This window comes from Corynebacterium matruchotii, assembly GCF_011612265.2.
GTDB classification, from domain to species: Bacteria; Actinomycetota; Actinomycetes; order Mycobacteriales; family Mycobacteriaceae; genus Corynebacterium; species Corynebacterium matruchotii.
On the sequence record NZ_CP050134.2, the window covers coordinates 2,625,836 to 2,637,001 of the forward strand.

At 56.0% G+C, this 11,166-nt stretch carries 10 protein-coding genes and 1 tRNA gene; 5 read left to right on the forward strand and 6 right to left on the reverse strand.

The window, feature by feature from the left end; all coding sequences use genetic code 11:
* Positions 1 to 21 precede the first annotated feature (21 nt).
* The gene (locus HBA49_RS11685; protein WP_005526749.1) at positions 22 to 1,404 is read left to right on the forward strand and encodes a M20/M25/M40 family metallo-hydrolase; all 1,383 of its coding nucleotides are present in this window, start codon (positions 22 to 24) and stop codon (positions 1,402 to 1,404) included.
* Positions 1,405 to 1,746: 342 nt separating this feature from the next.
* Here the strand turns inward: HBA49_RS11685 and HBA49_RS11690 are convergent, their stop codons facing one another.
* The 6 genes from HBA49_RS11690 to HBA49_RS11715 all read right to left on the reverse strand — a co-directional run bounded on the left by HBA49_RS11690 (position 1,747) and on the right by HBA49_RS11715 (position 6,509).
* Complete coding sequence (locus HBA49_RS11690; protein ID WP_040432165.1) at positions 1,747 to 3,081, reverse strand: MFS transporter; 1,335 nt, start codon at positions 3,079 to 3,081, stop codon at positions 1,747 to 1,749.
* 567 nt (positions 3,082 to 3,648) lie between these two features.
* On the reverse strand, positions 3,649 to 4,572 hold the full coding sequence (locus HBA49_RS11695) for a hypothetical protein (RefSeq protein WP_005526656.1): 924 nt from the start codon (positions 4,570 to 4,572) through the stop codon (positions 3,649 to 3,651).
* Between the two features lie 78 nt (positions 4,573 to 4,650).
* Positions 4,651 to 4,962: a CHY zinc finger protein gene (locus HBA49_RS11700; RefSeq protein ID WP_081455699.1), complete on the reverse strand. Its 312-nt coding sequence runs from the start codon at positions 4,960 to 4,962 to the stop codon at positions 4,651 to 4,653.
* Positions 4,959 to 5,318 carry a hypothetical protein gene (locus HBA49_RS11705; RefSeq protein ID WP_005520418.1) on the reverse strand — a complete coding sequence of 120 codons (360 nt, stop codon included), beginning with the start codon at positions 5,316 to 5,318 and terminating at the stop codon, positions 4,959 to 4,961. The genes HBA49_RS11700 and HBA49_RS11705 overlap by 4 nt, the downstream gene beginning before the upstream one ends.
* A 91-nt stretch (positions 5,319 to 5,409) precedes the next feature.
* A complete protein-coding gene (locus HBA49_RS11710) occupies positions 5,410 to 6,009 on the reverse strand; it encodes a hypothetical protein (protein WP_005526683.1) in 600 nt (199 codons plus the stop codon).
* 416 nt (positions 6,010 to 6,425) lie between these two features.
* Positions 6,426 to 6,509, reverse strand: a tRNA-Leu gene (locus tag HBA49_RS11715).
* Positions 6,510 to 6,709: 200 nt separating this feature from the next.
* On the opposite strand from HBA49_RS11715, the gene HBA49_RS11720 reads away from it, so the two are divergent.
* Genes HBA49_RS11720 through HBA49_RS11735 form a run of 4 tightly spaced genes read left to right on the forward strand, consistent with a single transcriptional unit; the run spans position 6,710 to position 11,166 of the window.
* Entirely contained in the window at positions 6,710 to 7,609 is a 900-nt protein-coding gene (locus HBA49_RS11720) for a DUF3662 and FHA domain-containing protein (RefSeq protein ID WP_005520415.1), read from the forward strand.
* A gap of 21 nt (positions 7,610 to 7,630) precedes the next feature.
* Positions 7,631 to 8,104, forward strand: a complete 474-nt coding sequence (locus HBA49_RS11725) for an FHA domain-containing protein FhaB/FipA (RefSeq protein ID WP_005520414.1) — start codon at positions 7,631 to 7,633, stop codon at positions 8,102 to 8,104.
* A complete protein-coding gene (locus tag HBA49_RS11730; protein ID WP_005526799.1) occupies positions 8,105 to 9,841 on the forward strand; it encodes a PP2C family protein-serine/threonine phosphatase in 1,737 nt (578 codons plus the stop codon).
* A 2-nt stretch (positions 9,842 to 9,843) separates the two neighbouring features.
* Positions 9,844 to 11,166: an FtsW/RodA/SpoVE family cell cycle protein gene (locus HBA49_RS11735; protein WP_005526861.1), complete on the forward strand. Its 1,323-nt coding sequence runs from the start codon at positions 9,844 to 9,846 to the stop codon at positions 11,164 to 11,166.

The window sequence follows — 11,166 nt, forward strand, 5'->3', positions numbered from 1 at the left end:
ATGTGCAGGATTGTGCTATCAATGGGTTTCATGACCTCCTCCCACATCCCCTCGGACAACCCGCTCTACCACGACACCCTGGAGCTGCTCATAGCCCTGGTCCAGAACGCCTGCGTCAACGACTTCACCCCCGGCAGCGGCCAGGAAGTCCGCAATGCCGACACCCTCACCGAATTCTTTGCCGACACCCTCGGGATCAACATCCAGCGCTTTGAGCCGGAACCTGGACGAGTATCCCTGGTGGTCACCGTTCCCGGCACCAACCCCCAAGAGGCCGAACCGCTCACATTCCTGGCGCACACCGACGTGGCGCCCGTCGATAAGCAGCATTGGACCAAGCCACCGTTCGAAGGAATGATCGAAGACGGGAAAATATACGGTCGCGGCACTGTTGACATGCTGTTTATCACCGCAGCCATGGCCGTGGTCACGCGCGAGGTGGCGCGCAAGGGCGGGAACCTCGGAACGCTGCATTTCGTGGCGGTCGCCGACGAGGAAGCGCGGGGCGGGCTGGGCGCCAAATGGCTCGCGGAGCACCACCCCGACGCGTTCTCTTGGGCAAACTGCGTCGGCGAAACCGGTGGCTCCCACATCCACGGGCAAGACGGGTCGGATTCCACCATCGTTTACGTGGGTGAAAAGGGCGCGGCGCAACGTCGAATCCATGTGTACGGCGACCCCGGGCATGGCTCCGCGCCCTACGGCAAAGACCTGGCGACCGTCAAAATTGGCGAGATAGCCCGCCGACTCGCCGCCGCCCAACCAGCGGTCACCGACTCCGACACCTGGCGGCAATTCGTCGCGGCCTTCCGCTTCGACCCCAACACCACCGCCCTCGTCAAACAAGGCAAAGGATACGAACATTTAGGCGAATTAGCCGCCTACGGTGACGCGATTTCCCACCTGACTATCTCCCAAACTGTGCTGCGCGCCGGCCAAGCTATCAATGTGCTGCCGTCCCACGCCTGGTTAGAGCTGGATATCCGCACCCTACCCGGGCAGTCCCAAGACTACGTTGATTCCGTGCTTGACGACGCCCTCGGCACCGACATCGAATACACAATCGAACACCTCATCACCGAAGACGCCACCATCTCCCCCACCGACCACCCCCTCTACCGGGCCATATCCGCCGTATTCACGGACTTCTTCCCGGACACCACCGTGGTGCCCACCATCGCCGCCGGTGGTTCCGACCTGCGCTTCGCCCGCCAACTCGGCGGCGTTGGCTACGGTTTTGCCGTGCACAATCCCGAACGCACCCTAGGGGAAATCCACCGGCAGCTCCACTCCCACGACGAACACCTCTACCTGGAAGACCTGGAGTCCACGCTCGCCGGCTACCTCGCACTCGTGGCCGCATTTCTGTACCCATCCAACCCGGAAGCTTTCCGACATCCCTAGCGCACCTTGCGCCTCCGCCCCAACAGCACTTCTGATAGCTGCGAAACCCGGTTTGACGGGCCGGAAAACACGACATCGCGGGAGTTTCGCAGCTACCAAACCCGCTACCCGGGGCTACATGGGCCACCGGCAGCCGAGGATGGGTGGAAACGGCGTGGGCCGGCGTCGACAAGCAAGCAGTAGCAAAACCGATAGCTGCGAAACCATCAAAACACCCCGCCACAAACCGGTTTTGCCGCTACCCTGCTTTATGGCACCCCGCAGCACTTCTGATAGCTGCGAAACCGGGTTTGGCGGGGCCTTAAACACGGTGTTACAGGGGTTCCGCAGCTACCAAACCCGCTATTGCCGCTCGCGGGCAAAAACCAACGGTGATACCGCCTGCTCCGCCTCATGATCCGGACCCAAGGGAATACCCGTTCGGTCCTTAAACAGGCAGATAGCGACAAGCCCAGCCACCGCCATAGCAATGAGATAATAAGTAACACCGCTGGTAGAACCGGTTTTTTCAATCACCCACGCCGCAATCATTGGGCTAAACGCACCACCCAAAATCGCGCCAATGGCATACGACACGGACACCCCGGAAAACCGCATCGAAGCGGGAAACAGCTCGGTATAAAACGCGGACTGCTGGCCATAGGTAAAGCCCAACCCCACGGTCAGCAGGGCCAGGGCCAAAAACAGCTTCGTAATATCACCGGCATTCACCAGTGGGAACAGCGCCGCGATACCAACGATCTGCGCAATAAACCCAAGAATATAGGTGTTTCGCCGACCAATCTTATCCGAAACAATGCCGGCAAGCAGGGTAAACACCAACCATGTTGCGGCAGAACCCGTCACAGCCCACAACACCGGCCCCCGCTCTAACCCCATATTTCCGGTAGCGTATTTCTGGATAAACCCGCCCGCGGTCATATACCCCGAAGCCCCATTGCCGGCAAACACGATAGCTGCCAACAGCACCACCGAAAAACTGCGTTTCAGCACCGCACCAATAGGATTGCTAGCAACCTCTTTCCGGGCAGATATTTCCGCAAACACCGGCGATTCGGCCACCCGATGCCGAATATAGTGCCCCACAAATATCAGGATGAAACTGAGCAGGAACGGAACCCGCCAACCCCACTGCAAAAACTGTTCCCCCGGCGTAATCATGGTCATCACCGCCAGTACCCCCGACGACATGAGCAGACCAATAGGCACCCCAATCTGCGGAAACGCCCCAAACAGCCCCCGCCGATTCTCCGGCGCATGCTCAACCGCCATGAGCACAGCCCCACCCCACTCGCCGCCGGCGGAAATCCCCTGGATAATCCGCAAAAAGATAAGCAGCAGCGGCGCTATAATACCCGCGGCGGCGTAGGTGGGCAGCACACCGATCAAGGTGGTGGCGATCCCCATGCCAAAGAGGGTAATCATGAGGACCTTGCGCCGACCTATCCGGTCACCGAAATGCCCGGCCAGAAAGGCGCCGAGCGGCCGAAACAGGAACGACAGGCCCACCGTGAGAAAGGATAGGAGCGTTGCTATGGCTGGTTCGCTGGATGCGAAGAACACTTTGTTGAACACCAGCCCCGCCGCCGCAGCGTAGAGGAAAAAGTCGTACCATTCGATGGCTGTGCCGATGATAGTGGCTGCTGCCACACGCGTTTCACCTCGTCTGTTGGTCATACATAACTCCCTAAAGGTTGTAGATACCTTATGTATCGCGTACACCGCACAATAATGTACACAAGCACCAACCTGCCGCACCATTGATAGCTGCGAAACCACTATACTGTCCCACTTTTAAGCCCTGCTGAACCCGGTTTTGCAGCTACCAAACTTGCTACCCCCGGCCTGTGGGATGGTGTCGGGCTGGCAGCTCGCGGGGATTGCACCCGGCAGCACTTCTGATAGCTGCGAAACCAGGTTTGGCGGGGCGGAAAACACGGCATTGTGGGGATTCCGCAGCTACCAAACCTGCTACCCGGGGCCGTGCCGGGCCGAGGATAGACGGAAACGGTGTGGGCCAGCGTCGACAAGCAAGCAATAACGCTTTACGACGCCCGCCAGCACCGCGGCAGCACTTCTGATAGCTGCGAAACCAGGTTTGGCGGGGCAGAAAACACGGCATTGTGGGGGTTCCGCAGCTATCAAATGTGCGACAATGGCGCGCGGAAGGGCTGCAAACCTACGAAAAACGGTATCCCCCGGCATCCGGGCACGCCAAACCCACCCCAACCCCCAGTACGTCCGCTATTTATTCCACCACGGCGGCTGATTATGTAAATCTAATACGCGGTGCCTATTAAGCGTGGGATGGCCGGTGAGAAACGCGATCTTCCGCAGCAGCTTCGACGCGATCTCGTCCGGGTGAACCCGCAGCACATGATAGCCCGCATCCGACAGGAATTGCTCGCGAGCAATCTGCCGCTCATAGATCGCTCGCACCTGCTTGTCCGAACCCCGATACTTTTCCCAACCATCAATCTCCAGGATCAAAAAACCCGCGACCAATAGGTCTACACGATAATACGAGTTTGGCGTGGAAAACACCGCCTGGGGTTCGACCGTGAGGTGTGGAAAGTATTCCTCGATGAGGCAGCGCGCAAAGGTCTCATACACGGAGTCAATACCATATAACGCCTTGGCCAAAATCTTTTGGGCTTTCGATATACCCCACCTGCCACAATTACTATCCAGATACTGTTGAAATCTACCCTTGGTATACCCACGCCGCAGGGCCGACTCCAGAAACACCAGGCCCTCAAGCTCACCGTTGACCGCGCAAATGTCCACAAAAGTACGCTCCACCGTTGTCACCCGATACCCCCGCACCACCGTAATGTCGGACTCCGGCAGGTAGGCGTCGCGGTAGTGAAAAATCTCCGGGTATCCGGAGGGCGGCCGCGCCTTGCCCGGCAGATTCAGCTCGACGCGGGTGGATCGTTCCAGGTTCAGCACCGGAATCCCATGCACCATTGCCGCAGCTAGGCAGCTAATCACCGCTTTCTTGCGCGTCACCTGCGCCGCATTAGCGTGCAGGAGCAGCCGCTGAAAATACGGCGCCTCCTCGTATTCGAACCGCGGGGTGCCCACCGTCGCGGTCAGGGGCAGGTAGTGGTATTCGAATTCCTCGGTCGGAAACTGCGGCCACCACACTAGTTTCAGCTCCACCATTGCTGCATTCCTCCTGGTGATAAGGCATTTCTACCTACAAGGAATACGCCACATCATGCGGGCGCGGGTGAAACCTACTCAATTAGGGGTAAGGAAATATTTGTGTCGATGCGCCGAGCATCCAGGATTGAATTCGTGGCCGCAGCCTGGGCAGTTATCCACCGCCTGGTATTGACAGTAGGTCATCGCCGTGCCGCACGCCCCACATAACACCGCAGGTTCGGTCAGCGGCATGCGCCCGAATGGGTGGTCGGCAAGTGCGTCATGGCATTGGTAGCAGGCCCAATAGCGGCGACAGGTCGCACATTTGTTCGCAATAATGTCGCGGTCGCTGTGGTAGTGCGCGCAGCGACCGTACGCGTCTACGGCAACGCCGACAATATTGGTCACGGCAGTTCGACAAGAACTTTGCTGCTGAGCACGCTAGGATAACGGTCATCGGTGGGGGCGAATTCCGTGAGCAGTTTGTGTGCCTGCGCCGCGTCAGTTACCCCATCAAGCTTGACGACGGTATCCAGTTGGTAAAGCTCCAGCTTCTTCCCGCCAATGCTGTGTATTTCAGCGTATTTTTGTAGAAGTTCTTCATACACGGACTGATGCTCAGCAGGCTCCTCTGTATCCGACAGCAAGACAATGGTGACTCCCGGATTAGCGTTGATCTCGGCTAATTTTTCCAGGTAAACGGCATATATTTCCGGGAGCTCAGCTTCGGTAGCGATGAAATAGTTGGTTGCCAGTAGGTTCACAGGACACTCCTTGATTAGTAATCATGTGCTTTCAGATCAAATGTATTCTACAATGCAACCGACCCATTATTATTGTGTCGCTACTCACTGCTTATTTGCTGCTCGGCGCGGCGGGCAGTTCAAATGACTTTTCAAATTTGGGGATTTCTTTCTTGTCTGAAGCTGACGGCATCAGGATCTCGGCAGCCTGCCGGGTATAGGTCAAGGTGTAGGAGTCGACGTTCTTGCCAGCAATGACCCCATACCAACCAACCCGTTCTCCGTCACCGCTCTTCACGTTACCGATGGGAGTGTGCCCAGCCTTCTTCATGGCCTCTTCGGGATAGCTAGTTGGCGAGGAACCCCGCTTGTCTTCCTTGGAGCTCAGCCTAAAGTCGCCACGGGAAATGATATTGGTGTACACCTCCCCTGGAATCACCTTGACCTGCAATAACACTGTTTCCCTGCCGGTACCACGGGCGTCGGACGGGAAATTACGGATGATCGACAGTACCTCGATATGGTCCTGGGTTTCCGGGTCGTCGAAGATAATGTTAGTGAGGGGAATCTCGACCGGCTTGGGCTCGGCGCTGGTGGTTGTTGGGGTGGCAGCGATGGAAGTGGAAAGCTCAGTAGGCAATTCCGTGGGGTAATTCGTAGGCAGTTCGGTCGGATAATCGGTGGGCAGGGTGGGGGGCAGCAATCTGCGCATTCATGTTGCCACCCACGGGGAGCGCACAGGCGGTGAGCGCCATTGTGGCACCCAGAACGATAGTTATGGCGATTCTTGAGAGGTATGTCACTACAATAACCCTTCATCAGATGTTTGACGAACCTCAACATATCGCACTAACTTAAATATTCAATAAGAGAAACTATAGTATTTCTATAAATTACCCCCGTGAGGGTGAGGTTTTACGGGAATCGGTGGCAACTGAAGCCCCTGGCCCCGCGGTTCTCAGGGGCCGGTGGAGCCACACGATTACAAACACAATAAAAGTGACACCCAAGGTTTTCATGAAGATTTACCGGCTTAGAACCAATGCTACATAAGTGCCGACAGGTGGGCGTCGATAAGCGAGAAACGCGAAAACCCCACACCTTAAAGTGTGAGGTTTCCATTACGTGTGCCCAGGGGGGGACTTGAACCCCCACGTCCTTGCGGACACTGGCACCTGAAGCCAGCGCGTCTGCCAATTCCGCCACCTGGGCCGGCGGTGCAAATACCACGTTTTGCGACTCGAATAACATATCATGAGGGTGGGGCAGGAAGTCAAATCGGCAGCTTATCTGAAAAATCTTTATATACCTACCCTCACTTGAAGTAGGCCACTGGGTCCAATAAATCTATACTAATAGAATCACGTGTCAGATATTCCGGTAAAAGTGGTGTAGAAGGAGGCAAAGCAATAATGTCTTTTATGGGCAAAATCGCAAAGCTCGACAGTGCCATGCAACGTGGGCTGGACAATAGCTTTGCCTATGTCTTTGGTGGTCGAGTAGTCCCTGCAGAGATTGAAGAATTACTCAAACAAGAGGCCGAAGACAACCTCGTACGAACGTACGAAGGCACAACTGAAGCACCAAACGTGTTTGCGGTTCGGATTAGCCCGAAAGATTTCGCTAACCTGTCCAACGAACACCCCAACCTCGGCACTGATTTCGCGGATCAACTTACCCGATATTTCCGTAATAATGGGTGGATAACACCAGGTCCAGTCACCGTCACCATCCAAAGCGACGATTCGCTTCGCACCGGGCAAAGACGCGCAGATAGTTCAGTCAGCCATACACCAGAATATGGTAGTGGGTTTTTAGGTTTAGACAGTTTCCAGAATAATTATTCGAACACACCGAACAACACATCAAACGCGGCATGGGCGGAGTCGGATTATCAAGATCAACAATACGATCAGCAATACAGCGAATCATATACTTCCAATGAAAGCGAGCCAGAAGTGAGCAATAACCCCATCACTGAGCAAATGAGTGCCCAAGCACCCGGCCCCCAACCGCGGCCTACCTCGGCTGTCAGCTTGCTCTTACAAGATGGTTCTTCCCGCACCTATTACGTTAATGAAGGCTCCAACATTATCGGCCGGGGCAATGACGTGGATTTTCGGCTCCCAGACACAGGGGTGTCTCGGAAACACGCTGAGATCATTTGGAATGGTCAAGATGCCATCCTAGTGGATTTACAATCAACCAATGGCACAACCGTGAACGACACTCCGATTGAAAACTGGCTGCTAGCTGACGGCGACGTCATCACCGTGGGCCACTCCCATATCGAAGTTCGCATCGTGAACTAATTTAACTAATAAGGAACTTTCATGGATTCAGTGATTCTGTTTGGGCTGCGCATAGGACTGCTCGTAGTTCTATGGCTGTTCATTCTCTTTGCGCTTAATTCCATGCGTAAAGATGTAAAGATCGCCGCGTCCTCCCCTAATCGGGGGGCTGGTAGTGGGGGTAGCGCATCATCGGTGCCGCCGGCCGCTCATCACGGTGGCATGCCCCAACAGATGACGATCGTCGATGGCCCCATGACCGGATCCCGAATGGATTTAGGCGATCTCACCGAAATAACCATCGGCCGCGCCCCCGACTGCGATTTTTTGGTGTCGGATGATTTCGCTTCCGGCCGCCACGCCCGACTGATTAAACGCGACTCCGTGTGGTTTGTGGAAGACCTAGATTCCCGCAATGGCACCTTTGTGCATGGGGAAAAAATCGAAGGACCCGTGCGGGTTACCAGCGGCTCCGATATTAAAATCGGCCGCACCACTGTGAGGTTGGTTGCCTAGATGAAACTAAATTATGCTATTGGCTCCGACCAAGGCCTTGTGCGGGGGAATAATGAGGATTCGGCCTATGCCGGCCCGCATCTCCTCATACTTGCCGACGGCATGGGCGGGCACGCCGCGGGAGAAGTTGCCTCCCAACTCATGGTGGAACACGTCTCCCAACTCGACATCGACCCCGGCAATGACGACATGCGGTCCATGCTGGCCACTGCCGCAGACGAAGCCAACCGGTCCATTGCCCGCCGGATAAAAAAATCTCCCGAAACCGACGGCATGGGCACCACGCTCACCACCCTGTTGTTTAACGGGACCGAGTTTGGGCTGTGCCACGTGGGTGATTCACGGGGTTATCGAATGCGCGACGGTAACCTAGAGCGCATTACCACCGATGATACCTATGTGCAGTCGCTGGTTGACCGGGGCGAATTAGACCCGGAGGATGTTTCTACCCACCCGCAACGGTCTATGATCCTCAAGGCCTACAACGGGCGGGTGGTTGAGCCTACTCTGAAAACCCTCGACGCACGGCCGGGCGACCGGATTATGCTCTGCTCCGACGGCTTGAGCGATCCGGTGACAGACTCCACCATTGAGACCACATTAAGCAGCGAAGGCACACCCGAGGGTGCGGTGAAACAGCTTATAGGGTTGGCGCTACGATCCGGTGGCCCCGACAATGTGACGGTGATTGTGGCCGATGTGGTTGCCGACGATTATGCCGACACCCCCCTGCCCACCGAGCCCCTGATCGCCGGCGCCCCCAACACGGGCCAGGAATTAGATCCGCGCCCCGATACCTCGTCGACCCGCGCCGCCGCCGTGATCGCCGGCAGTCGAGCAGCCAAACAGGCACAGCAGGCGCGTCAGGCAGCAGCATCGCTTGACGACGACACCCCCACGGACCCCAAAATCCCGGAGGTGCCGGATCCCGACGACATGGATGACCTGGATGACCCAGGCGACCTGAGCAATGCCAATGGGGGCAAGGGCGCCAAGGCCAAAGGTGCAGCTGCCGCAGCCGGCGCCGCCAGCACTCATGGCGATGGTGACGATGATGACGAGGATGCCGAGGATGCCGACGACGAATATGACGCGGCGGACGAACCAGCAACAAAGAAGGCCAAAAAGAAGAAGAAAACCCCAAAAAAGCAGACCCGGAAAAGTCGCCGCGGCTGGATCGTGGGACTCGTCTTCATTATCATTGTTGCTGTATTAGTCACCTGTTTCTTTTTTGTTGACAAGTACATGAAAGACCGGTATTTCATCACGGTCAATGCGAACGACAAAATCGTCATTAACCAGGGAATGAGCTCGGATATATTGGGTGGTCTATGGAATACCCCCTACCAAGAAGCATGTCTGAATGCTAACGATAATCTCACCACCATTCAGGTGGGAGCCATTGAATCCTGTCACCGATTTGGCTTAAATGATTTAAAGGAAACCGCCCGAGGTTCCATTTCTTCACTTCCCGGTGGTGATTACAGTGAAGTACTGCAACAACTCCACCGACTTGCAGCCGAAGCACTCCCAGCATGTGTGATACGCAAGAGTGAAACACCAACACCAGCCCCACCAACGCCACCAACATCAAGTGAGGCACCACGCTCCAACAACACCCCAGGAGAGGAACCACCAACGTCAACTGAACCAGTTCCTACCCCCACAACTTCACAGCAAGTAGTAGACGACGGCAATCTCAACACTCCAGGAGTAACCTGCCGGGAGGTGAATTAGTTATGAATATTTTCCGCCGAATCATTGGCCGCGGCACGGAATTTGCGCTGCTTCTCGCGGCCACAATTATCATTACTGTCGTCATGCTCAACCTGTATACGGCACAGGGAATCAAGCTCAATAGCGATATTGGGTGGGTCATTGGCGGCTTCATTGGGGTGTTCACCATCGCCCATTTGACCCTCTGTTTCCTCGCCCCCCAGGCCGACCAATTTATGCTGCCGGTGGCCGCGCTGGTCAATGGGTTAGGGTTAGCCATGATTCACCGGATTGATTTGGCGGAAGATACCCACCTGGTGTCCCGCCAGGTCATGTGGATGGTGGTGGGCATTGGCTTGCTCATTACGGTGCTGGTGTTCCTGCGGGACCACCGCAGTTTACAGCGCTACTCCTATGTGCTGGGCGCCATTGGCCTGTTCCTCTTGGCCATGCCCCTGTGGTGGCCGTTCAAGGGTGCACATTCGGATGCGAAAATTTGGGTGTCATTCGGCCCGATTTCCCTCCAGCCGGGCGAATTTTCCAAGATTTTATTATTGCTGTTTTTTGCCCAATTATTGGTAACAAAACGAACGCTTTTTAATCTTGCGGGTAAACGCTTTTTAGGTTTGGAATTTCCCCGCCTGCGTGACCTCGCCCCCATCCTGGGTGTGTGGGGCTTTGCCATTTTAATCATGGCCGGCGAAAACGACTTCGGCCCGGCCCTCCTGCTCTTTAGCACGGTGCTAGGTATGCTGTATCTATCGACAAACCGGGTATCGTGGCTGCTCATCGGCACCGTTTTGGTTGTGGTAGGTGGCACCGCCGTCTACCAGGTTTCGAGCAAGATTCAGGATCGATTCTCTAACTTCCTCGACCCAATCGGGAACTACGACACCACCGGCTACCAGCTTTCCCAAGCCCTGTTCGGCATGTCCACCGGCGGGGTAACCGGTTCCGGGTTCGGCTCCGGGTTTCCCCAGAATGTGCCAGTGGCCGAGTCGGACTTTATTCTGGCCGCCATCGGGGAAGAAATGGGATTGGTGGGACTCGCTGCGGTATTGATCCTGTTCACGATCTTCATTAGCCGGGGCATGAATATTGCACTCAAGGCCAAGGACGTGTACGGCAAGCTGCTGGCTTCCGGCCTGTCCCTGACCCTGGCGGTGCAAATCTTCGTGGTGACCGCCGGCATTTCGGCACTCATGCCCATGACCGGTCTGACCACGCCCTTTATGTCACAAGGTGGATCATCATTGATGGCTAACTATATTTTGCTGGCAATCATGCTGCGGATTTCCGACGCCTCCCGAACCGGCTCCATGGGGCAACAGGTGGTGAAACGATGA